The organism is Pseudomonas sp. B21-053, from assembly GCF_026016365.1.
In the GTDB taxonomy this organism is placed as follows: domain Bacteria; phylum Pseudomonadota; class Gammaproteobacteria; order Pseudomonadales; family Pseudomonadaceae; genus Aquipseudomonas; species Aquipseudomonas nunensis.
Window position 1 is genome coordinate 915,549 of record NZ_CP087205.1, and the last position, 20,977, is coordinate 936,525.

General features: G+C 56.7%; 23 protein-coding genes, 1 other RNA gene and 1 pseudogene. 10 read left to right on the forward strand and 15 right to left on the reverse strand.

The annotated features are described in order from the left end of the window. The first annotated feature begins 10 nt into the window (after positions 1-10). The 3 genes from LOY68_RS04100 to LOY68_RS04110 are packed head-to-tail and all read left to right on the forward strand — an operon-like array spanning position 11 to position 1,188. Positions 11-340 carry a hypothetical protein gene (locus LOY68_RS04100; protein ID WP_265043084.1) on the forward strand — a complete coding sequence of 110 codons (330 nt, stop codon included), beginning with the start codon at positions 11-13 and terminating at the stop codon, positions 338-340. Further along, complete coding sequence (locus tag LOY68_RS04105; protein ID WP_265043086.1) at positions 337-702, forward strand: phage tail protein; 366 nt, start codon at positions 337-339, stop codon at positions 700-702. The genes LOY68_RS04100 and LOY68_RS04105 overlap by 4 nt, the downstream gene beginning before the upstream one ends. Before the next feature lie 60 nt (positions 703-762). Continuing rightward, a complete protein-coding gene (locus LOY68_RS04110) occupies positions 763-1,188 on the forward strand; it encodes a cell wall hydrolase (RefSeq protein WP_265043088.1) in 426 nt (141 codons plus the stop codon). Between the two features lie 13 nt (positions 1,189-1,201). Here the strand turns inward: LOY68_RS04110 and LOY68_RS04115 are convergent, their stop codons facing one another. Further along, entirely contained in the window at positions 1,202-1,570 is a 369-nt protein-coding gene (locus LOY68_RS04115) for a hypothetical protein (RefSeq protein WP_265043090.1), read from the reverse strand. A 219-nt stretch (positions 1,571-1,789) separates the two neighbouring features. Between LOY68_RS04115 and LOY68_RS04120 the strand changes: the two genes are divergently transcribed. Together LOY68_RS04120 and LOY68_RS04125 are read left to right on the forward strand one after the other, a co-directional pair. Further along, a complete protein-coding gene (locus tag LOY68_RS04120; RefSeq protein ID WP_265043092.1) occupies positions 1,790-2,563 on the forward strand; it encodes a hypothetical protein in 774 nt (257 codons plus the stop codon). Positions 2,564-2,697: 134 nt separating this feature from the next. After that, positions 2,698-2,821 (forward strand): annotated as a pseudogene (locus LOY68_RS04125) (cell wall hydrolase); the annotation flags it as partial. An 18-nt stretch (positions 2,822-2,839) separates the two neighbouring features. Here the strand turns inward: LOY68_RS04125 and LOY68_RS04130 are convergent. The 11 genes from LOY68_RS04130 to LOY68_RS04180 form a co-directional block, all read right to left on the reverse strand. After that, positions 2,840-3,475 (reverse strand): AbiV family abortive infection protein, encoded by a 636-nt coding sequence (locus tag LOY68_RS04130; protein ID WP_265043094.1) that lies wholly within the window; start codon positions 3,473-3,475, stop codon positions 2,840-2,842. 200 nt (positions 3,476-3,675) lie between these two features. After that, positions 3,676-4,083 carry a hypothetical protein gene (locus LOY68_RS04135; protein ID WP_265043096.1) on the reverse strand — a complete coding sequence of 136 codons (408 nt, stop codon included), beginning with the start codon at positions 4,081-4,083 and terminating at the stop codon, positions 3,676-3,678. Next, on the reverse strand, positions 4,070-4,900 hold the full coding sequence (locus LOY68_RS04140) for a tetratricopeptide repeat protein (protein WP_265043098.1): 831 nt from the start codon (positions 4,898-4,900) through the stop codon (positions 4,070-4,072). The genes LOY68_RS04135 and LOY68_RS04140 overlap by 14 nt, the downstream gene beginning before the upstream one ends. Before the next feature lie 256 nt (positions 4,901-5,156). Next, positions 5,157-5,549, reverse strand: a transfer-messenger RNA (tmRNA) gene (gene ssrA, locus LOY68_RS04145). Positions 5,550-5,659: 110 nt separating this feature from the next. Further along, the gene (locus tag LOY68_RS04150; RefSeq protein WP_265043100.1) at positions 5,660-5,911 is read right to left on the reverse strand and encodes a hypothetical protein; all 252 of its coding nucleotides are present in this window, start codon (positions 5,909-5,911) and stop codon (positions 5,660-5,662) included. Between the two features lie 242 nt (positions 5,912-6,153). Then, entirely contained in the window at positions 6,154-6,429 is a 276-nt protein-coding gene (locus tag LOY68_RS04155) for a hypothetical protein (protein WP_163908323.1), read from the reverse strand. Positions 6,430-6,548: 119 nt separating this feature from the next. Next, complete coding sequence (locus tag LOY68_RS04160; RefSeq protein ID WP_265043107.1) at positions 6,549-9,368, reverse strand: FAD-binding and (Fe-S)-binding domain-containing protein; 2,820 nt, start codon at positions 9,366-9,368, stop codon at positions 6,549-6,551. Next, on the reverse strand, positions 9,365-10,036 hold the full coding sequence (locus tag LOY68_RS04165) for a LutC/YkgG family protein (protein WP_265043108.1): 672 nt from the start codon (positions 10,034-10,036) through the stop codon (positions 9,365-9,367). The genes LOY68_RS04160 and LOY68_RS04165 overlap by 4 nt, the downstream gene beginning before the upstream one ends. Next, positions 10,036-11,490 (reverse strand): LutB/LldF family L-lactate oxidation iron-sulfur protein, encoded by a 1,455-nt coding sequence (locus LOY68_RS04170; protein ID WP_163908329.1) that lies wholly within the window; start codon positions 11,488-11,490, stop codon positions 10,036-10,038. The genes LOY68_RS04165 and LOY68_RS04170 overlap by 1 nt, the downstream gene beginning before the upstream one ends. Further along, the gene (locus LOY68_RS04175) at positions 11,487-12,311 is read right to left on the reverse strand and encodes a (Fe-S)-binding protein (RefSeq protein WP_265043109.1); all 825 of its coding nucleotides are present in this window, start codon (positions 12,309-12,311) and stop codon (positions 11,487-11,489) included. The genes LOY68_RS04170 and LOY68_RS04175 overlap by 4 nt, the downstream gene beginning before the upstream one ends. A gap of 150 nt (positions 12,312-12,461) precedes the next feature. After that, positions 12,462-14,156 (reverse strand): lactate permease LctP family transporter, encoded by a 1,695-nt coding sequence (locus tag LOY68_RS04180; RefSeq protein ID WP_265043110.1) that lies wholly within the window; start codon positions 14,154-14,156, stop codon positions 12,462-12,464. A 261-nt stretch (positions 14,157-14,417) separates the two neighbouring features. Here LOY68_RS04180 and LOY68_RS04185 point away from each other — a divergent pair, with 261 nt between their 5' ends. Next, positions 14,418-15,185 (forward strand): FCD domain-containing protein, encoded by a 768-nt coding sequence (locus LOY68_RS04185; protein ID WP_163908333.1) that lies wholly within the window; start codon positions 14,418-14,420, stop codon positions 15,183-15,185. A gap of 107 nt (positions 15,186-15,292) precedes the next feature. Here the strand turns inward: LOY68_RS04185 and smpB are convergent, their stop codons facing one another. Continuing rightward, positions 15,293-15,775: an SsrA-binding protein SmpB gene (smpB, locus tag LOY68_RS04190; protein ID WP_007900551.1), complete on the reverse strand. Its 483-nt coding sequence runs from the start codon at positions 15,773-15,775 to the stop codon at positions 15,293-15,295. A 118-nt stretch (positions 15,776-15,893) separates the two neighbouring features. On the opposite strand from smpB, the gene LOY68_RS04195 reads away from it, so the two are divergent. The 3 genes from LOY68_RS04195 to LOY68_RS04205 are packed head-to-tail and all read left to right on the forward strand — an operon-like array spanning position 15,894 to position 18,046. Next, positions 15,894-17,297 (forward strand): sodium-dependent transporter, encoded by a 1,404-nt coding sequence (locus LOY68_RS04195; protein WP_054050073.1) that lies wholly within the window; start codon positions 15,894-15,896, stop codon positions 17,295-17,297. 7 nt (positions 17,298-17,304) lie between these two features. Beyond that, entirely contained in the window at positions 17,305-17,739 is a 435-nt protein-coding gene (locus tag LOY68_RS04200; protein WP_054050071.1) for a type II toxin-antitoxin system RatA family toxin, read from the forward strand. Then, positions 17,732-18,046 carry an RnfH family protein gene (locus tag LOY68_RS04205; protein WP_265043111.1) on the forward strand — a complete coding sequence of 105 codons (315 nt, stop codon included), beginning with the start codon at positions 17,732-17,734 and terminating at the stop codon, positions 18,044-18,046. The genes LOY68_RS04200 and LOY68_RS04205 overlap by 8 nt, the downstream gene beginning before the upstream one ends. Before the next feature lie 61 nt (positions 18,047-18,107). Here the strand turns inward: LOY68_RS04205 and LOY68_RS04210 are convergent, their stop codons facing one another. After that, entirely contained in the window at positions 18,108-18,635 is a 528-nt protein-coding gene (locus LOY68_RS04210) for an outer membrane protein assembly factor BamE (protein WP_054050068.1), read from the reverse strand. 97 nt (positions 18,636-18,732) lie between these two features. Between LOY68_RS04210 and fur the strand changes: the two genes are divergently transcribed. Then, on the forward strand, positions 18,733-19,137 hold the full coding sequence (gene fur / locus LOY68_RS04215) for a ferric iron uptake transcriptional regulator (RefSeq protein WP_003197684.1): 405 nt from the start codon (positions 18,733-18,735) through the stop codon (positions 19,135-19,137). A gap of 75 nt (positions 19,138-19,212) precedes the next feature. On the opposite strand, the gene recN is transcribed toward fur, so the two are convergent. Beyond that, positions 19,213-20,886 carry a DNA repair protein RecN gene (gene recN, locus LOY68_RS04220; RefSeq protein ID WP_265043112.1) on the reverse strand — a complete coding sequence of 558 codons (1,674 nt, stop codon included), beginning with the start codon at positions 20,884-20,886 and terminating at the stop codon, positions 19,213-19,215. Between the last annotated feature and the right edge of the window lie 91 nt (positions 20,887-20,977).

Consider the following 20,977-nt stretch of genomic DNA (forward strand, 5'->3'; position numbering starts at 1 on the left):
GGGAGTCCTCATGATCATCAAACTTTCACCGATCCGCTCAGACGAAGAGCTGAGCATCATCAAGCAGGGGGCGACGTTGATCCTGAACGGCGAATCATTCGACTTTACCAATGTTGGCGCTGGCGACACGCTGCCACTGGAGGCGATCACCTCCACCTGGTTCGCTGACTCCGTGACCCGAACCGGCGACACCTTGGAGTTGACCTTGCGTTTTCCACTGCCGGCGAACTTCAGCCAAGAGCAGGCTTTCCCTGTTCCGCTGCTCAACGTGCCGGATGGCGTCGTGCAGTTGCCGCAGCCTCTACCGGTTCCAATCGTCGCCGGGGAGGTGACTCCATGAACATCGACTGGAGCAAGCTGATCACCAAGGCGATGAAGGACGCAGCCGCAGCGAGTGCTGCCCTGTCTGCGGCCAAGGTTGAACTGGCGGGGCGCAACAGCGCTGCCGTGGCGCAGATCGCCCGCATTCAAGATCGGATCGACACGCTCGGTTACGGCATTGATGCCGGCGAGGCCACTGAAGAGGACGAGGCGGAACAGGCCGAGCTGCTGGTCAACCTGAAAGCCTGGAAGACCTACAAATTTTCCCTGGGCAAGGTCACGGTCCAGCCGACTTGGTATGCCGCGCCGGTATGGCCAACGGAGCCGGTTATTCCGGTGATAGAGGCCAGTCCCGAGGCTCGTACTGCTGACCAGATGTAGCGTCACCGCAACACAACGCACCCGCCATCGAGCGGGATTTTTTTTGCCTGGAGAAAAGTTATGGCTGTTACCGAGAAAGACCGCGACATCCTTGCGCGCACATTGTGGGGCGAGGCCCGCGGCGAGAGCCTGGCCGGCCAGATCGCCGTGGCCTGGACCATTCGCAACCGAGTGGAAGACGGCAAGCTGAAATCGTGGTGGGGGGAGGGTTATGCCGGCGTGTGCCAGGCGCCGTACCAGTTCAGCTGCTGGAACAAAAACGACCCGAACTTCGCGTACCTGTCAGGCGCCAGGGCGATCCCGTTCCGTGAGCTGGCCCAGGCACGTATCGCTGCTGACCAGGTGATCGATGGCAAGGTGTCAGATCCCACCGGTGGCGCCACGCACTATTACGCGATCGCGATGAAGACAGCGCCGAACTGGGCAGCGAAAGCAACCCAAACGCTGAAGCTCGGCGGTCATGTCTTCTTCAAGGGCGTGCCGTGAGAGCGGCCTAACCTTACTGCCTCCCGGTCAGTGCGTCTTTACCAGTTAGCTCTTTTATTCTGGCGCATAACTCGCTGACCAGCTTGTTGTTGGCCATCATTTCCCAGCTGTGTTTTGTCTCGCTATCGGTGGCTGCTCGGTTGGAATCACGCAGCGCAGCTTTGCATTTGGTCATTTCGGCGCGAAGGGAGTCTCGCTCTGAGCAGGCTTCTCCATGCATTTTCACCAGGCCGAAGATGTTTTCTCTGGCTGTGCGTAGTTGCAGATTCAGCTCCTGGACTTCGTTCTCCAGCATGCGGTTGTAGTGTGTGATGGTTTCCAGTTCGGTTGGGCATCCAAGCCAGTCGCTGGTGTCTTCGATATCGAGAGGAGCCACGGTCATGCCTTATCTGTACTGTTCGGATGTACAGTAATCGAGGCGGGCCGGTTCAGGCGAGGGTGAGGCGACGAGCTGTAGATTTATGGGGGGTATGGTCAGCAGAACACCGGTGCTGTCATTTTGCCGCGCAGCATATTTTCAGGCACCCTAAGGGTCACCCATCACAGGAGGCGGAGCGTGACGACAGGGACATGTAAGCTGACACTGAAGCCCGGGAAGTTTGTGAAATCACACCTCATCCCGTTGGCGTTCTCAGCTCCAAGCGAAGGGTGCTATTTCATCGATGGAGCACCAGGAGGTCGTCCGACTAGGAGGCCGACGAGCTGGTATGACCGTGAGCTGGTCACGCGTTCCGGGGAGGATATTCTCGCTGATTTGGACAGTTTTGCTGCGACTGAGCTTCGTAGGGCTCGCTTAGTTTGGAGTGGCTGGGGGAAAAAGGAAGAGCTTAGGGACAGTATTATTCCATACCCAAATAGCGATCTATTCGTTCGTTTGGTACCAGATCTGAACGTTTTAAAACTTCGGGTTTTTTTTCTCAGTTTACTGTGGCGAGCTGCAGCATCTGACATGCCGCAAAACGCAAATATAAAATTGCAAGAATGTGAATTGGAAAAACTCAGGCTAATGGTTTTGAATAAAAATCCATATCCTTTGAGTTTTTTTCCAGTACAACTAACTCAGATGATAACTCGGGGTCCACGTCACAACCTTGGCCCACTAAAAATGACGACTCCTTTAGACGCTGGCGCTGGAAATGGGCCGCTGATGCTAAATAGCTACCGATTTTATTTTGATGGGTTGATAGCGAATATACATACAAATGTTTCGGAAAAGGTTCACGCAGAGGCTTCTGCCATTTATGTAGGTGGCGATGCCAACGTAATAGCAATCTGCGTTAAATTCGAAGACTCTTTTCAAGCCTCTAATATGATCCAGCATGGATATGAGGCTTTTACGAACCACCAATCCACTATGCTCAAACTCCTTAAGTAACCTCATACCGGTTTTTGTACCATTCATGCGTTTTTGAGGGGCGTTTAGGGGGATGCCCCCTGAAGCCCTTTAAAAGCCGAAAACCAAAAACGCCAAGTTCTTTGATGTCCATGGTTACTACGGCGACATCAGATGACTGGGCTGGTGGTGCCGCGCACTATTATGTGACTAGCATGAAAACCTCGCCCTGCTTGGGCAGCGAAGGCCAAGCAGACGCTGAAGCTCGGCGGCCATGTCTTCTTCAAGAATGTGCCATAGGCAAAAATCGCTAAAAAACTATTCCGGTGTCTGGTAATGCCACCTCATTGATACCGCCATCTCCTTGAACAGCTCTTCCATATTCTCGATGGTGATATCTCCAGGCTCAATCCGTTCCATTACAATGGGCTCACGTTCAGTGAATTTACCCATTAGGTCGGTCATCCGCTTCTGTTGTTCCAATGCAATTGCAGCAAGATCGACGTTTCCGGATGCTTGATCTTTACTGAAATTCTCCGATGGCTTCGTCACAACTCCATTTTTAAATCCCACGTAAAGAGATTCATTTTTGCGGTTGTTTCGGTGACCTGAAAGTGCGCTGGAGGCTTTCAGCAAGTCCTGCGCTTGTTCCATCATTCCAATAGAGGCCATCCAGACTGAGTTTTGCACCTGCTCCGAATTCAATTTTGCTTTGTGATCCGTCAATCGTTTTAGCAGTTTCTTCTCATCAATCGGATGTCCCGCGAGGGTTCTCACCCCCGCTGATTGCAGCATCAAGCATTTGGAGAGCTCTTCGCGAGCAAGGTGAGAAAGCGTAAATGCACGAGCGAATGCTCCATGCTTCAAGAGCAAAGAAGCTTCACAGATTAATGCTTCGGCGTTTTCTGAGAGAGCTTGGATGTATGCATCGATTTCTGAGAGCGAGAAGGGCATAACGAAATACCAGCAGGTGGTGGTCGGCTCTTTACTCAGGCGTGCAGTGCCTGTTCAGAGCCTGTTTTCTCTGGCGCAATGGATCATGGAGCAGCATAGGCGCACTTATGGGAAGATATTTGTATTTCGACCGAGAGCTGCTAGCAATCATTGTTTAATGTGGTGCTTGCAGTTATAGATTATTAGGCGAGAGCGTTCATTTAAGCCGCGCTGTCTTGCAGTTCATTCTTAATGACTCTGAATACGTCATTTACATTTTTAACTAGCGATTTTGCCTCGGTGTCCGTTAGGGTAATATCAAAGTAATAGTCTGCACGGATTCTCATTCCATGCAAAGCATGCATCCTGGCGCCTAATCTTCTGATAACCTTTTGCTTCGCTTTGTCTTCGCAGATAAAGTTCGTTAAGGTTTCAGAAAGCTTCAGGTGTGATGGTCCTACCATCTGGCTTACACCCAACCGAAGATCATTGTCAGCTAGTGAAAGTACCTCATGGTATGCGCTGTAGTAGGATCTGCTGACGATATTCCGGTAGTCAGTTTCGGACAATCCCTCTTCCGAAAGACATTTTTCTGACCAATTGAGGAAACAGCTATTACTGACTGGCATTAGCATTATCCTTATGCATCGTCGGAGCGCCAGCTATAAGGATGGCCGCATCTCCGGCATGGTACGGCACAAATATATATGAAATTTCAGCAAGTATATGACCCGCATCGTTGTCAATGATCGAGTCGCTGAGATCAATATTCATATCACATATGGTATCGCTATCGCCTTCAATCCCAGCATAGAAGGTTAGCTTGGAACTACCATACATTCCAGTTCGTCTGAAATATCCATTCATAACGGATAAATCTCTTTGTACACATATGCGCTCCGCTGACAATCCGATTTTGTTGGCGTCTGCTTCGTCAATCCCGAATTCTTTGAAGAGTTCGGCTACCGTGAAGCAGTTTTGAACATCTGCGTTTTGCATGAGTTTTTCAACGTCAGCTTTGTGTGCATTTCTTTCAAGGGCTTCTGTGAAGTCAGTAGGGCGAAATACAACTTGCGCAGTTTCCGCAACGTCAATAAGTGCCGACGTAGATTCAAGGCTATGGTCAGCTGCAATTATGTAATGCTTCTGAGCCGAATTGGCCATCTTCAACTTTGCTAATGAGTGGCCATAATTCTGGTTCATGTCCGGGTTGTTAGGGTCATAAGAGAGAATTTCTTCAAACGCCCTGATCGCTTCCTCAGCATTGTTTTCAATAGAGAACAAAATTCCCTGGCAGAGCAGTGCACCTATTGGTTCGACTTTCTCAAGTTTGCTGATCTCACGTCGCAGCCTTGCGATTGTGAAAGGATCCGGCTTGGAGCCTGATACGGCAAAATAATTGAGTTCTTCAAGAACTGTTTCGCCGATTGTTTTCGCTAACGCCATCAGCCTCTCCTGGCTTTTGGCCCTCAGTGCGTCTCCTTGATGGATCGCTCGCAAGAACCAATGTGCGCGAAGCTACCCGCCTTTTGCGAGTCGCGCAATGCTGTACATTTCTACAAGGCCCAGTCTGGGTATCACGATGAGTCTACCCAGTCTTGAACGCTGTCATTTACCTGTCATTCTGGAGCTAAAACAGCCCCATCAGGCACAAAAAAAGCACTTTCGCATTCCGATAAGTGCTTGATTTGCATGACTTGTTTGGTGGAGCCGGGGGATTTGAACCCCCGTCCGCCAGTACTCCGCTGTCGGTACTACATGCGTAGCCGTTTCTATTAAGTTAACCCTCAGCGACCCGAAGGGCAGGGTGCTTTGGGCGAGTTGTGTAAGTTTTAGCCGCTTCGTCCACAACGTACTGCACGGCGATTCTGTTCTATATGACAATCACTTTGGGTTTACAGACATCCCCTGGTGATTGCTGGACCCGAAGGTACCAGGAGGGAAGGGCTAAGGCTGCTTACGCAGCGAGAGCGTATTCCCCGTAGGTTTCGTCATTGGCAACTATAGAAAGTTGCAACAGTGGATTTACGAGTTCTGTTACCAACTCGGCATGCACCTAAAGTTTCGCGACCGGCGTCGAATCCTAAACGGCCCCGTGCCTGTTGCTCGGTGAATCAAAGTGAGCGACAGGCGTGTGCAGTGTACGCCAACGCGCCTCAGAAGGCCAACCCGAAGGTTGGCCGCGAGTGATCATAGGCTCGCTGCTCAGTTTGCCATCGACAATGCCTGGCTGGCCTCGGTGGCGCATTTCTTGTCATCATTGGCGGCCTGTGAAGCTTTGGCGCTGGCCAGCAGTCGTTTAATCTCCGGTGCGTTGGGGGCGGTCGCTGGCAGCGAATTCACTTTGGCTTCGAGTTCCTGCAGCCTGCTCGTACACAGGTTGTTGTCCGCAGCAAATACGGGAGAGGCCAACATAACAGCAGACATGAACAGACCAGCGAGTGCGGTACGTTTCATGGAAATCTCCTAAGACTGATGGTCTCGGTGCTGCCGTATGAGCGGGCTCGGCCGAGGTCGGAAAACAGGCCACGATGGATGGGGCCTACTTAAAAGACCACGGCGCTGCGAAGTAATTCGGTTTTGAGAATCGTGAACGACGACAGGCCTGTTGCTCTGTGAATTCAGATGAGCAACAAGCCTGTGTGCTTTACATCAGCGTCTGCGAAGCAGGCCATCCCGAAGGTTGGCCTTGTCGGGGACTATTGTTTGCCGCCGTCACTGGACTTCTGAATATCCTGAATCGTCTGGGTCGTTTCGGCGATGCAATCTTCAGTGCCTTTTTTGGTGTTCGTCGCGTGATCGGCTTTGGCTTTTTCGACGGAAGCCTGTACCTGCTCAGTCATCTCCGGAGAGATCTGAGCTTTGGCATTTTCGATGGTTTTCAAGTTGACCGCACAGAGGTCTTCGGCGGCAAACGAGGTGGATGCCATCAGCGAAGCAGTAACGAACAGACCTAACAGTACAGAACGTTTCATGTGTATCTCCTTGAACTGAGGGTCCAGGCATCGCTGGCCATCAGGACGGGCTGCCGAGTTTGGGTAAGGCCCGGCATTTACCGGGCTTAATCTGTGGACTACGGCGGTTCGTCAGGGTTCTATTTTTCTTGCATGACCCTCGCTTGGGTCACCCGATCCACCAGATAGACCAGCCCGTGGTAGTCAATGCCTCCGTGCTGCGTCAGGCCAATCTCACAGGTGCGGCTGGTGGAAATCCCCTCGCTGCAATGCTGCACTGCCTCTTTGAGCGAGCGCAGTGAATGCGCGTTCAGCTCTGGCGTGGTGAAGCCCTTGTCCCCCGCAAATCCGCAGCAGTGAATGCCTTCGGGAATGACCACGTTGTTGCTGCATTTGCGTGCCAGATCGATCAACGCCTGGCTCTCACCCAAGTGCTGAGTGCTGCAGGTGACGTGCACCGCGATCGGCGCATCCTGCGGGGTGAAGTCCAGCCGATCCATCAGATGCGTACGAATGAAACGCACTGGGTCGTACAGGTCCAGGCGCACTTCACCGAGGTCCTGAACCAGCCGCAACGTACAGGGGCTGGTGTCGCAGTAGATCGGATCGAGCCCTCCGCGGCTGGCGTGCAGCAGCGCGCCGATCAGTTCCTGGCGTTTGTGTTCGGCCTGTTCGGCGTAACCCTTGGAGGCGAACGGTTGACCGCAGCAGAGGTTGTCCTGGTTGTCCGGAAACACGACCTGGTAACCGGCCTTTTCCAGCAACCCACGGGTTTTGTCGTACAGCGACATTTGCTCTTTATCACCCGCCGCTGGACCCATTGCCCGCGAGACGCAGGCCGCCAGGTACACCACCCGAGGGCGCTCGTCCGACACGACCGGGCTGAAGCGAATGGCTTTTTCCGGCTGCGGCATGGCGTTGGTCCATTGTGGGACCTGTCCTTTGGACAGCCGCGTCAGCGTTGCCGAGAGCTTCGCCAGACGCGGCGCTCCGAGCAGCATCCGCGCGCCGTTGGCAACGTGCAGGGTGAACCGCGCACCTTGCAGCGCAGTGGCGAAATTTCCTTCAAGCCAATTGGCGGTTTTCGTATGCGTCGCCTTACGGCTGCGCAGCTTTTTCACCAGTTCGCCGGTATTGATTCCTACAGGGCAACGTTGCGCACATAGCCCTGTGGCGGCGCAGGTGTCGATGCCTTGATATTCGTAAGCGGCTTCGAGTTCAGTGGTGTCGACGCCGGCTCGTTTCTTCGCCTGAATGTCACGCCAGATAACGATGCGCTGGCGCGGGCTCAGGGTCAGGCCTTTCGACGGACAGACCGGCTCGCAGAAGCCGCACTCGATACACTTATCCACAATCTCGTCGGCGGCGGGCAGCGGCTTCAGATGTTTGAGATGGATTTGCGGATCTTCGCTGAGCACCACGTCGGGGTTGAGAATGCCGTTCGGGTCGAGCAGGCGTTTGAGTTGCCACATCAACTGATAGGCATCGCTGCCCCATTCCAGTTCGACGAAAGGCGCCATGTTGCGACCGGTGCCGTGTTCGGCCTTCAGCGAGCCGCCGAATTCCACGGCCACCAGTTGCGCCACGTCATCCATGAACGCCTGATAGCGTGCGACTTCTTCCGGGTTGTTGAAGCCTTGTGTGAAGACGAAGTGCAGATTGCCTTCCAGCGCGTGTCCGAAAAGGATCGCTTCGTCGTAGTGATGTTTGTCGAACAACTCGATCAAGCGGTTCACGCCGATGGCCAGTTGTTCCACCGGGAAGGTTACGTCTTCGATGATCACCGTGGTCCCGGTTTTGCGCACCGCGCCAACCGCCGGGAAGGTGTCCTTGCGGATCGCCCAGAGCCGGGCGTTTTCCACTGGGTCCTCGGTGAAATCGACTTGCTTCTCCACCGGGAAAGAAGCCAGGGACGTCATGATCTGCGCCAGTTGTTCGCGCAGCAGAGTGGGCGACGCGGCGCGGGATTCGATCAGCAGGGCGCAGGCATTATTCGACAGTTGCTGTACGAAAGCGGGCATGCCGGGTTTGTCCTGCACCGAGCGCAGACTGCGGCGATCCAGCAGTTCCACCGCCGACACCGGTTGGCTTTTCAGCACGGTCACGGCGTTGCAGCACGTTTCAACATCCGGGAAAACGATCAATGCCGACGCTTTGTTCGGGTGGTCGATCACCGTGTCGTAAGTCACTGCGCTGATGAAGCCGAGCGTGCCTTCGGAGCCCACCAGCAAGTGGCTCAAGATATCCACAGGCTCGTCGAAATCCACCAGCGCATTGAGCGACAGGCCGGTGGTATTTTTCAGACGATATTTGTGGCGAATTCTTGCAGCCAGTTCGGAATTGGCGCGGGTCTCGCGGCCCAATGTCGCCAGACGCTCCAGCAGTTCGGAATGGCTCTGGCGAAACGCGGCAACACTGGCGGCGTCTTCGGTATCGAGGCGACTGCCATCGGCCAGCACCAGGCGAATCCCGGCCAAGGTGTGATAAGTATTTTGCGCCGTGCCACAGCACATGCCGCTGGCATTGTTGGCGACGATGCCACCGATTTTGCAGGCATTGATCGAGGCCGGGTCCGGACCGATCTTGCGTCCGAACGGCGCCAGCCACGCGTTGGCCTGTGCGCCGATCACGCCGGGTTGCAGACGGATTTGCGTGCCTTGTCCACGAATCTCGCGACCGTTCCAGTTATCCCCGAGCACGATCAATACCGAATCGCTGATGGCCTGCCCGGAAAGGCTGGTGCCGGCCGCGCGAAAGGTCACCGGGACCTGATCCCGTTGCGCCAGTTTCAGCAGCTCGACCACTTCGTCTTCGGACTCGACGCGGATCACCAGTTGCGGAATCAGGCGATAGAAACTCGCATCGGTGCCGAAGGCCAGCGTCGACAGCGGATCATCGAAACGTCGGTCCTGGGGAATCAGTTGCTGCGCATCACGCAGGAAAGCCGCCGGTAAGGTCATTGGTCCTCCAGGATCAACACCACCAGGTCTTTCGGACCGTGGGCGCCATAGGCCAGCACTTGTTCGATGTCGGCAGTCTTCGACGGGCCGGACACCAGCAAGGCGTTGGTCGGCATGCCCTGGGCCCACTCGAATTCCTGCTGCACTTGATAGAAGTTGTCGCGGATTTCACTGGCCTTGAGCAGGGCGAAATGCACCGGCGGCACCAGGCTCATCAGGCGCGGTTCTTCCCGCGTCGGCCAGAGAATCAGGCTACCCGTCGCGGCGATTGCGCCTAGGGTGGTGGTGAGGCTGGCCGGGGTGTCGTTAAACAATTCGGCTTTCCATTCTTCGACCGGGCGATCGTAGGATTTGAGCGTCGGCAGGCCGGGATTTTTCGACCAGTGCTGTGTGATGCGTTGACCGTGAGGCGTCGTTGGCGCGATCAACAGGCTCGGCAACTGGCGATCCCTTAAAAGCTGTGCCAACAGTTCGGGCCAATCTTCGCCCGAGGTCAGGTGGATTTCGGTGTGCACCGCTTCCATCAGTTTGCGCAGTTGCGGGATGCGTTGCTCAGGCGTGTAGGTGTAAGGCGCGGTCAGCAGTTCGACGTCGAACTCGTCAGGTACCGGTGTAGTTCCGGTCAGACTATTGCGTAATTTGGCGAGGATATTTTGCTTGGCGCTCATCAACGGTCTCCCTGTTTGGCCAAATGCTCGCGGGCCATGTCATGCAGCGAGCGGGCAGCGGGTTTTGGCGCGCTGTGGTTTTGCGTCCATGGGCCGACATTGCTCGGCGCGAGGGCGCGCAGGCGAGTGGCGAAGAAGCCGAATAAACGATAGAGCGTCGGCGAGCTGTTGAGTTTCGCCCAGGCATTCCAGATAAAGCGTTCTTTGCGCGAGTACTTGCTGCCCTGGCCGCGCATGACTTTATGTGGGCTGTCCGGGGCCTTGACGTTTTCTTCGCGCAGGCGTCGCAGCAATGCCGGGATCGGAATTTTTACCGGGCAGACTTCACCGCAGGCGCCGCACAGCGACGAGGCACTCGGATGGTCCGGGACTTTCGCCAGGCCGACCATGTGCGGGGTGATGATTTTTCCGATAGGCCCAGGGTAAACCTCCCCATAGGCGTGGCCGCCGATTCGAGTGTAGACCGGGCAATGATTCATACACGCGCCGCAGCGAATGCAGTTCAGGGTCTGGCGCAGTTCGCTGTCGGCAAAGGCCTGGCTGCGACCATTGTCGAGCAATACCAGGTGCACTTCCTGCGGGCCGTCGAGTTCATGCTCCTTGCGCGGGCCGGAGATCATGTTGACGTAAGTGGTGATCGGCTGGCCCAGCGCGGAGCGGGTCAGCAGCGACAGCAAAGGGACCACGTCCCGCAGGTTTTCAACGACTTTTTCGATGCCGGTCACGGCGATGTGCACCGGCGGGACCGTGGTGGTCATGCGACCGTTGCCTTCGTTTTCCACCAGCAGCAAGGTGCCGGTTTCGGCCACGGCGAAGTTGACGCCGGAGACGCCGATGTCCGCTTCGAAGAATTTCTGTCGCAAGACTTTGCGACCGATCTGAATGAGTTGGTCAACGTCCTTGGTGTATTCCACGCCAAGTTTGTCGTGGAACAAGGACGCGACCTGACCGGCATTCTTGTGGATCGCCGGCATAATAATGTGTGAAGGCTTCTCGTGGTCGAGCTGGACGATGTACTCGCCCATGTCCGATTCCAGACATTCAATGCCCTGTTCAGCGAGGAAATGATTCATCTCCATTTCTTCGCTGACCATCGATTTGCCCTTGATCACTTGCCGCCCCTCGTGAGCGCGGATGATCGAGAGGACGATGCCATTGGCCTCGTCCACCGTTTCCGCCCAGTGCACTGTCACACCGTTGCGGGTCAGGTTCTGTTCAAGTTGCTCAAGCAAGTCAGGCAACTTGGATAACGCACGGGCGCGGACAGCATTGCCCAGCACGCGCAAATGTTCTCTTTCGTGGGCATCGCTGAAAGACGCTGCCCGTTTTGTCATCAGTGAATCCATCGCACTGCGAAAGTTGTTTCGCAATTGCGTGTCAGCCAAAGCCTCGTGAGCCCGGCTGCGGAAATCTTCCTCCACGGTAACCGTAGGAATAATCGCGGAAGCGTTCATCGAACACCCCCGGTGCGCTGCCACAGGAAACTGGCCAGGTGTTGGCCGCGCAGCGCTTCCTTTTGTTTCTCCAGCGAGCCGTTGATGTTCATCAGGCAACCGCAATCGGCACTTAGTACCTGATGCGCGCCGGATTCCTTCAACGAGCGGGTCTTGTCAGCCACCATCGCGCCGGAAATGTCTGGCATACGGACGCTGAAAGTCCCACCAAAGCCACAGCATTCACTTTCGTGGCTGTGCTCGACCCGCTCAACATTGCCCAACTGCGCCAACAGCTCGCGGCCGTGCAGGTGCGTGTTCATCTCGCGACGTGCCGAGCACGAGGTGTGCAGCGCCACTTTGACCGGTTCGCCGCCGTCCTTGAGCTGCACCTTGCAGACAAACAGCAAGAATTCCGCCAATTCATAAGTCCGGGCGGCGAGCGCTTGAACCTGTTTCAGCGTATCCGGCTCGTCCTTGAACAAGTCGGCGTAGTGTTCACGCAACATGCCTGCGCAAGAACCCGACGGCACCACCACCGGATAATTCCCGGCGAACAGCGCCAGTTGCGAGCGCGCCACGGTCCGGGCCTGTTCGGTGTAACCCGAGGTGTAGGCCGGTTGCCCGCAGCAGCTTTGCCCTTGCGGGTAGTCGACACGGATGCCTTCGCGTTCCAGCAGGTGAATCGCGTCCATCCCGGCTTCGGGGTAGAACAAATCCACCACGCAGGTCCCGAACAGGTAGACCCGTGACGGTTTTTCGCTGGGGTATTGCCGAGGCTTGGGCAGTGGCGGGGCGACGCGGGTCGTGTTCGGCACGGCGTTGTAAAAAAGCTCGCTCATCAGGCGTGTCTCCGGGTGGTCCCGGTTATCCGTCCGTTGAGGCTGCTGAATATAGAGCGGCAAGCTTTCAGCAGCCTTACAGACCGGGTAGTGAATAGCTGACGCCGGAATCGTGGTCCGGCGTCGGTTTTTTCCGTGTTGCTCGTAGTCTTAGTGCACCAGCATGCCGGTCAACCAATAGGCCTGGACGTAGGTAATCAGGCCGACGATCGTGGCGAAGAACAGGCTGTGCTTGAGGGTGAAACGGAACAGATCCGATTCCTTGCCCACCAGCCCCGTCGCGGCGCAGGCCACGGCGATCGATTGCGGCGAGATCATCTTGCCGGTCACACCGCCGCTGGTGTTCGCGGCCACCAGCAACACATCGCTGACACCAATCTGGTGCGCGGTGGTTGCTTGCAACGAACTGAACAGTGCATTGGATGAGGTATCGGAGCCGGTCAGGAACACGCCCAGCCAGCCGAGGAACGGCGAGAAAAACGGGAATGCCGCGCCGGTTGCCGCCAGCACCAAGGCCATGGTCGATGACATGCCCGAGTAGTTGGTGACGAACGCAAACGCCAGCACCATGCCGATGGACAGGATCGGCCAGCGCAGTTCGTAGAAGGTCTCTTTCAATGTGGTAAGACCAATTTTGAAATTGATCTTCAGCACCAGCATCGAGATGAGTGCGGAGAAGAAAATCGCCGTACCGGTCGCGGAAATCGGATCAAGTTTGAACACCGCTGGAATGGCGGTCGGAACCGTCACGATCGGCGCGACCTTGATCACCATTTGGTCCAGGTGCGGGATGGCGAAGTTGAACACCCAGCTGTACATCGAGCCGCCGGCGGCAAACATTGCCTTGAACGGTTTCAGGGTCCAGATGGTGACCAGCACGGTGAGGATCAGGAACGGCGACCAGGCTTTGAAAATTTCACCCAGGCTGTACGGTGACGCCACGGTGCTGCGCGGCTGACCGAAACCACCGGCGCTGGCGGTTACCACGGATGCCGAAACGGCGCCGGCGATGTGCTGGCCGGCTGCGCGTTTTGGTTGCCAGACTTTCAGGAACAGCGTCAGGGAAATCAAGCTGGCCAGGGCCGATGTGATGTCCGGCAGTTCCGGGCCGATGAAGTTGGAAGTGAAGTATTGGGTGATGGCGAAGCTCAAGCCCGCGACCAATGCGGCCGGCCAGGTTTCCCGCACGCCGCGCAGGCCGTCCATCATGAAAACCAGCCAGAACGGCACGAACAGCGACAGCAGCGGCAGTTGCCGACCGGTCATGGCGCCGATCTTGAACGCGTCAATGCCAGTCACTTGCCCGGCCACGATGATCGGAATCCCCAGGGCGCCGAACGCGACAGGCGCGGTGTTGGCGATCAGGCACAGGCCGGCGGCGTACAGCGGGTTGAAGCCAAGTCCTACAAGGAGTGCGGCGGTAATCGCTACCGGCGCGCCGAAACCGGCGGCACCTTCCAGAAACGCGCCGAAGCAGAAACCGATCAGCAGCACTTGCAGGCGTTGGTCGTCAGTGATCGACAGCACCGAGCTGCGGATCACTTCGAACTGGCCGCTCTTGACCGTCAGTTTGTAGAGGAACACCGCCGCGACGATGATCCACGCAATCGGCCACAGGCCATACGCAAAGCCATATCCGGCCGCGGCGAAGGCCATGTCTACCGGCATCTGGAACGCGAAGATCGCTACGGCAATCGACAAGGCCAGCGTGATGCTGCCGGCCACGTGGCCTTTGAGACGGAACACGGCCAAGGCCAGGAAGAAAAATACGATGGGGATGACGGCCGCGAGTGCGGACACGCCGAGACTGCCGAGCGGGCTGTAGAGCTGTTGCCAGGTTTGCATATGGGGTGGCCCCTAATTGTTGTTGGTCAGGCACTGTCAGCGTTCTTGGTTAATTGGTAATACCAATTTACAATCGCTGTTGGCTAGGGTAAAAGCCTTGTATGGGGTGTGTCAATTTGCCGCCCTAAAACTTTTGTCGAATAAGCGGTGCACAGCGCATCTGATCTGTTCGATCAAGCGTCGTCTGGTAGGTGCTGCCACAGCGCCGATAGGCCAGAATAGAGAGCCCGGCGAGCTGCCGGGATCGTGGAGAATTGAGTTATGGGGTTTGATCAGATTCGTCAGCGCCGTTTGTCTGACGATATTGTCGAGCGGCTCGAGGGGATGATTCTCGAGGGCACGCTGAAGTCCGGCGAACGTTTGCCGGCCGAGCGCGCGTTGGCCGAGCAGTTCGGCGTGTCACGCCCTTCGTTGCGCGAAGCGATTCAGAAGCTGGCGGCCAAAGGCTTGCTGGTCAGTCGCCAGGGCGGCGGCAATTATGTGGTGGATTCCCTTGGCTCGACCTTCAGCGATCCGCTGCTGCATCTGTTGGAAAGCAACCCCGAGGCGCAGCGTGATCTGCTGGAGTTTCGCCATACCCTGGAAGCCTCCTGCGCCTATTACGCCGCGTTGCGCGCCACCGATGTGGATCGCGAGCGGCTGACGGCGGCGTTCGAAGAATTGCAGGATTGCTACACGCGCCACGATGAAGTGAGCCGGTTGGAAGAGGGCGCGGCGGATGCGAAATTTCACCTGGCCATCGCCGAAGCCAGTCATAACGCCGTGCTGCTGCACACCATTCGCGGGCTGTTCGATTTGCTCAAGCGCAATGTGGTCACCAACATTGGCGGGATGTACAAGCAGCGCACCGAGACCCGCGACATGCTGATCAGTCAGCACCGTGAGTTGTATCTGGCGATTATCGAAGGGCGTGCGGAACAGGCGCGGGAAGTCTCCAGCCGACACATTTTGTATGTGCAGGAAGTGTTGGAGGAGGTGCGTCAGGAAGTGCAGCGCATGGCTCGGGCGGAGCGGCGCAAGGGGATGTAGCCAGGAATATTGGTGGTGAAACATTCGCGGGCAAGCCTCGCTCCTACAGGATTACGTTCTTCTGTAGGAGCGAGGCTTGCCCGCGAAAGCGATCTCAAGGAGAAAGATTAATCTTCCTTGCCCTTGTTCCGCACCGCACGCTGCAACTCGCGACCGGCGTCGCGTTCGCGTTCGGTATCACGCTTGTCGTATTCCTTCTTGCCCTTGCCCAGAGCAATCTCGCACTTGACCATGTGCTTGCTCCAGTACCAGGACAGGCACACGCAGGCATAGCCTTTTTGCTGCACGGCGGCGGCGAGCTTTTCCAGCTCGCGGCGGTTGAGCAGCAATTTACGGGTGCGGGTCGGATCAGCAATTACGTGGGTGCTGGCGGTCATCAGCGGCGTGATATGACTGCCGAGCAGCCAGGCTTCGCCATCCTTGAGCAGTACGTAACTGTCAACAAGCTGTAGCTTGCTTGCCCGCAGACTTTTTACTTCCCAGCCGGCCAGGACCAGACCAGCCTCGAACTTATGTTCGATGAAGTAATCGTGTCGCGCCTTTTTATTTTGCGCGATGGTCCCTGTTGGGTGTTTCTTCTGTTTAGCCATAGGGGCGGCATTATAGGGAGTTGCGCGCGAGTCGGCTACGGTATCGCTACGTGCTTGAGCAGGTTGATTGAATCCCGGACAATGCGGCCTCTTTTTTGAACGCTTGGGCGTGATAACGATGTCGACAGACAAGGTTTCTGTCCACGGCAGTTGGGCTAGCCGCTGGGTCTTCATACTCGCCGCGACCGGTTCGGCCGTGGGGCTGGGTAGCATCTGGAAATTCCCGTACATGGTCGGCGTCTATGGCGGCGGCGCCTTTGTGCTGATGTTTTTGGCCTGCATCGCGCTGATCGGGGTGCCGGTCATGCTGGCTGAAACCCTGATCGGCCGCCGCGCGCGCCAAAGTCCGGCGAATGCCCTGAAGGTGTTGGCGCAGGAGGCGGGGCATTCCGGCAAGTGGTCCTGGGGCGCATTCGCCGGGATGATCACGGCGTTGCTGATCCTGTCTTTCTATAGCGTGGTCGGCGGCTGGTCGCTGGATTACATCATCGACATGGGCCGGGGCGATTTCCAGGGCGTGACGGCGGATCAGGTCGGCGCTTATTTCGGCAATGTGATCGCCGATCCTTGGCGCCTGACACTTTGGCACACGATATTTATGCTGTTGTCTGCCGTGGTGATCGCCAAAGGCGTGGTCGCCGGGCTTGAGCGCAGCCTGCGAATCATGATGCCGTTGCTGTTCGTGATGGTGATTGTGCTGCTCGGTTACAGCATGACCACCGGGCATTTCATGGAAGGCGTGCATTTCATGTTCGACTTCCACCCGGAAAAAGTCCTCGACGGCTTGTTGCCCGCCATGGGGCACGCGTTCTTCTCCCTGAGCGTGGGCGTTGGTTCGATCATGATCTACGGCGCGTACATGCCGAAGAACTCGTCGATTTCCGGCACCGTGGTCGGTGTGGCGTTGCTTGATACCTTCGTATCGCTGGTAGCCGGCCTGGCATTGTTTCCGATTGTGTTCGCCGCGGGCCTGAACCCGAGCGAAGGCCCTGGCCTGATGTTTGTCAGCCTGCCATTTGCCTTTGGTAACGTAGCGTTCGGTCAGTTGATGGGCGTAGTGTTCTTCGTATTGGTGGCTGTTGCCGCCTGGAGTTCGGCCATTTCTTTGCTCGAACCAATGGTTGCTTACCTGGTTGAGCGCACAAAAATCAGCCGCGCGTGGGTGACGTTCTGGCTGGCATTCACCTGCTGGTTCGTTGGTCTGGGCACGGTGTTTTCCTTCAATATATGGAAGGAAGCCAAGTTTTTCGTGAACGAAGGTGGAATGTTTCATCTCTACCAATGGGGTGCGGCCGGTGGCCTGGACTTCTTCGGTGTGATCGACTTCTTCACCTCGCGGATCATGCTGCCACTCGGTGGTTTGTGTTTCGTGGTATTTGCAGGCTGGATCATGGGGCGTGAAGCGGTTCGCGATGAGTTGTCGATCCGTAACCCGATGTTGTTCAACCTGTCCCTGTTTTTGATGCGCTATGTGGCGCCAATCGGCATTCTCGTAGTGTTTGCCGCCCAGCTGTGGAAGTGACGCTGACATGACGACACATATTCAACGCTCGGCCCTGTTGCCGTATCCGGCACAAGCCCTCTATGACCTGGTCAACGACGTGGCACGTTATCCGGAATTCCTGCCGTGGTGCTCCGCGGCAGAAGTGCTGGAGAGCTCCCCTGAGCACATGCGTGCCAGTGTGGGGGTGGCCAAGGGTGGTCTGAGTCAGCATTTCGTGACACGTAACACGCTGGTGCCCGGGCATTCGATCGAGATGAATCTCGAAGAAGGTCCGTTCAACCAGTTGCATGGCGTCTGGGTATTCAAGCCATTGGGCGAGAAGGCCTGCAAGATCAGCCTGGACCTGTCGTTCGACTACGCCGGGCCGATCGTGCGCGCAACGTTGGGGCCTTTGTTCAATCAGGCGGCAAACACCCTGGTGGACGCGTTCTGTCAGCGCGCCAAGCAGATGCATGGTTGAGCCGGTGATCGAGGTTGAGGTGGTGTATGCCGCCGTTGATCGCCAGGTGTTGCTGACCGTGGCGGTGCCGGCGGGCGCTACGGTTCGGGCCGCTCTGCTCGAATCCGGTGTAGGTGCCGAGTTTCCTGAGCTGGATCTGGCCGAATGTCCGGTTGGAATCTTCGGCAAAGTGATCGCTGACCCCGATACCCGCGTGGTTCAGGCGGGTGATCGCATCGAGATTTACCGACCGCTGCTCGCCGATCCCAAAGAGGTCCGCCGCTTGCGTGCCGCCAAGGCTGCCGAGGCCAAAGCGCGCAATCAGTAATCTGATCAAACGCCAGACAATAAAAAACCCGGACATGCCGGGTTTTTTATTGCGTCGCAAATTATTGCGGCGTGGTGTCCAGTGGTTCCGGACTCGGGACTGGAACGGTTTCTACACCGTCGACGTCCTTCTGGATCTGGTCCAGCAGCGAACCTGGTTTCACCGGTTTTTCCGGTTTTGGCTTCTCGGTGTTTTCTGCAGGAGCGGTCACAGTAGTGCCGGGTTCCTTGCCGAGAATGGCTTCGTCGCGGCTCACACCGGGCATAAAATCGCCCGACAGGCTGACAAGCTGGTCATTAGGGTTGAAGATAACGCTTATGCGTTCCTGTTGGCGTTCACCACCACCCGGTTGCAGGCTATACAGGTAATCCCAGCGATCGGCATGGAACGTGTCGGTCAGCAGAGGGTTACCCATGATAAACCGTACTTGCCGACGGGTCATTCCCGGGCGTAACTGGTCTATCATGTCCTGCGTGACGACATTGCCCTGCTGGATGTCGATTTTGTAAACCCCGGGGAATGAACAACCGGCGAGTGCGAGCAGTCCCACGAAGGTGAAACTGGTTAGCAAGAGCTTGGTGTTTTGCATCGGTGGGCGACTTCCACTATCTTGGCTGGGACAACGTAAACGCCGATCATACCCGCATTAAGAGAAGCTGCGAAGCAGCATCGCGAGAAAGCTGACCATGGTTGAAAATAGCGAACTACGCAAAGCCGGCCTCAAAGTGACCCTGCCACGGGTCAAAATTCTGCAAATGCTCGATTCCGCCGAGCAACGCCACATGAGTGCCGAGGATGTTTACAAGGCGCTTATGGAGGCTGGTGAGGACGTCGGTCTGGCCACGGTTTACCGTGTACTGACTCAGTTCGAGGCAGCTGGGCTTGTGGTGCGACACAACTTCGACGGCGGTCATGCCGTCTTCGAACTGGACGACGGCAAGCATCACGACCATATGGTCAACGTCGAAACCAGTGAAGTGATCGAATTCTTCGACGAAGAAATCGAGCGTCTTCAGAAGGCGATCGTCGACAAGTACGGTTTCGAGATGGTGGATCACAATCTCGTGCTGTACGTGCGCAAGAAAAAGTAAGCATGTCGCGCGAACAGGATGTTCGCGAAACGAGCGAAGGCGACCCAAGGGTCGCCTTCGTGCTTTCTGCTGATCTTAAATTTTGGCGGTAATGACCATTTTCTTCGCATGGGCCAGGGATTCTTTCGTCAGATCGATACCCCCGAGCATGCGTGCGACTTCTTCAACGCGATCATTCTTGCTCAGCTTGGACACGGCCGTATGCGTTGCATCCTCGCCGCGTACCTTGTGAACAAATAGATGCTGGTGACCCTGCGCGGCCACTTGCGGCAGGTGAGTGACCGTCAGCACCTGTCCGCGCTCCCCGAGCCGACGTAGCAACTGACCGACAATCTCGGCCGTCGGGCCACCAATACCCACATCCACTTCGTCGAACACCAGGGTCGGAACCCGGGAGGTTTGTGCGGTAATGACCTGGATCGCCAGGCTGATCCGTGAAAGCTCACCGCCCGACGCCACTTTTGCCAGGGCTTTCATTGGTTGCCCCGGGTTGGCGCTGACCAGCAGTTCTACCTGTTCCAGCCCGTTGGGCAGCAGTTCGTTGCTGCTGTTAGGGCGCAATTCAATGGTGAAGCGCCCGCCAGGCATGCCCAGACGCTGGATTTCCTGCTCCACGGCGCTGGCCAGACTGCCTGACGCCTGATGCCGCAGATCGCTCAGATCCCGTGCCTTCTCTTGATAATGACGCGCATAGGACGCGAGTTCATCGCTCAAGCGTTCGATGGATTCGTCATTGGCATTCAGGGTTTCGATTTCATCCAGCAGCTTCTGCTGCATCTCGGCGACTTCGGTTGGCTGGATGCGATGTTTGCGCGCCAGGGTGTAGATCGCATCGAGGCGCTCCTCCAGATATTGAAGGCGCGCCGGGTCTGCATCGAAGTTATCAAGGAATCGGTTAAGTTCGCCGACGGCCTCTTCAACCTGAATCTGCGCGCTGGTCAGCAGGCTGCTGGCTTCGCCCAAGGCACCGATCGAGTTGTTTACGCTCGACAAGCGGTTGAGGCTGGCGGTCAGGGCGTTCAGTACGTTGCCGGAATCACTTTCGCTGCATTGCTCGACCACTTGTCGGCAGATGCCGAGCAAGGTTTCGGCATTGGTCAGGTTCTTGTGTTCCTGCTCCAGTTGTTCCAGCTCGTTTTCGCCGAGGCCGAGGTTTTCCAGCTCTTCGAGTTGATAGCTCAGCAATTGATGGCGGGCACGCTGCTCATCGCCTGAGTTGGACAGGCGTTCCAGCTCCTGGCTGGTCTGGCGCCAGCGCTGGGCGGCCAGTTGAACTTGGCGGGCGAGATCAGTGGCGCCGGCGTACTCGTCGAGCAGGCGGCGGTGGGTGTCAGTCTTGAGCAGGGATTGGTGTTCGTGCTGGCTGTGGATATCAATCAGCAGCTCGCCGAGGGACTTGAGGTCGCCGAGGGGGCAGGGCGTGCCGTTGATATAACCGCGTGAACGGCCTTCAGCGGTAATCACCCGGCGCAGGATGCACGGGCCATCGCTTTCCAGGTCGCGCTCGGCCAGCCAGGCGCTGGCTTCCGGGATATCGATCAGGTCGAAGGTCGCCAGGATGTCGGCCTTGTCGGCACCGGGGCGGACCACGCCGCTGTCGGCGCGATCACCCAGGGTCAGGCCCAGGGCGTCGAGCATGATCGACTTGCCGGCGCCGGTTTCCCCTGTGATCACGCTCATCCCGCGATCGAGTTCGAGATCGAGATGTTCAACGATGGCGTAGTTATGTACGGACAGGTGCACCAGCATAAAGGCCGCTCCCAGGCTTTAGGTCTGGTTATTTATACAGTGTTTTATTTGCGCCTGACAATGCCCTCTCTTAGCTCGATTTGCTTGGTCC

Coding starts and splice junctions, on each gene's coding strand:
- LOY68_RS04100 (WP_265043084.1), top strand. CDS start 11: ATGATCATCAAACTTTCACCGATCCGCTCAGACGAAGAGCTGAGCATC.
- LOY68_RS04105 (WP_265043086.1), top strand. CDS start 337: ATGAACATCGACTGGAGCAAGCTGATCACCAAGGCGATGAAGGACGCA.
- LOY68_RS04110 (WP_265043088.1), top strand. CDS start 763: ATGGCTGTTACCGAGAAAGACCGCGACATCCTTGCGCGCACATTGTGG.
- LOY68_RS04115 (WP_265043090.1), bottom strand. CDS start 1,570: ATGACCGTGGCTCCTCTCGATATCGAAGACACCAGCGACTGGCTTGGA.
- LOY68_RS04130 (WP_265043094.1), bottom strand. CDS start 3,475: ATGCCCTTCTCGCTCTCAGAAATCGATGCATACATCCAAGCTCTCTCA.
- LOY68_RS04135 (WP_265043096.1), bottom strand. CDS start 4,083: ATGCCAGTCAGTAATAGCTGTTTCCTCAATTGGTCAGAAAAATGTCTT.
- LOY68_RS04140 (WP_265043098.1), bottom strand. CDS start 4,900: ATGGCGTTAGCGAAAACAATCGGCGAAACAGTTCTTGAAGAACTCAAT.
- LOY68_RS04150 (WP_265043100.1), bottom strand. CDS start 5,911: ATGAAACGTACCGCACTCGCTGGTCTGTTCATGTCTGCTGTTATGTTG.
- LOY68_RS04155 (WP_163908323.1), bottom strand. CDS start 6,429: ATGAAACGTTCTGTACTGTTAGGTCTGTTCGTTACTGCTTCGCTGATG.
- LOY68_RS04160 (WP_265043107.1), bottom strand. CDS start 9,368: ATGACCTTACCGGCGGCTTTCCTGCGTGATGCGCAGCAACTGATTCCC.
- LOY68_RS04165 (WP_265043108.1), bottom strand. CDS start 10,036: ATGAGCGCCAAGCAAAATATCCTCGCCAAATTACGCAATAGTCTGACC.
- LOY68_RS04170 (WP_163908329.1), bottom strand. CDS start 11,490: ATGAACGCTTCCGCGATTATTCCTACGGTTACCGTGGAGGAAGATTTC.
- LOY68_RS04175 (WP_265043109.1), bottom strand. CDS start 12,311: ATGAGCGAGCTTTTTTACAACGCCGTGCCGAACACGACCCGCGTCGCC.
- LOY68_RS04180 (WP_265043110.1), bottom strand. CDS start 14,156: ATGCAAACCTGGCAACAGCTCTACAGCCCGCTCGGCAGTCTCGGCGTG.
- LOY68_RS04185 (WP_163908333.1), top strand. CDS start 14,418: ATGGGGTTTGATCAGATTCGTCAGCGCCGTTTGTCTGACGATATTGTC.
- smpB (WP_007900551.1), bottom strand. CDS start 15,775: ATGGCTAAACAGAAGAAACACCCAACAGGGACCATCGCGCAAAATAAA.
- LOY68_RS04195 (WP_054050073.1), top strand. CDS start 15,894: ATGTCGACAGACAAGGTTTCTGTCCACGGCAGTTGGGCTAGCCGCTGG.
- LOY68_RS04200 (WP_054050071.1), top strand. CDS start 17,305: ATGACGACACATATTCAACGCTCGGCCCTGTTGCCGTATCCGGCACAA.
- LOY68_RS04205 (WP_265043111.1), top strand. CDS start 17,732: ATGGTTGAGCCGGTGATCGAGGTTGAGGTGGTGTATGCCGCCGTTGAT.
- LOY68_RS04210 (WP_054050068.1), bottom strand. CDS start 18,635: ATGCAAAACACCAAGCTCTTGCTAACCAGTTTCACCTTCGTGGGACTG.
- fur (WP_003197684.1), top strand. CDS start 18,733: ATGGTTGAAAATAGCGAACTACGCAAAGCCGGCCTCAAAGTGACCCTG.
- recN (WP_265043112.1), bottom strand. CDS start 20,886: ATGCTGGTGCACCTGTCCGTACATAACTACGCCATCGTTGAACATCTC.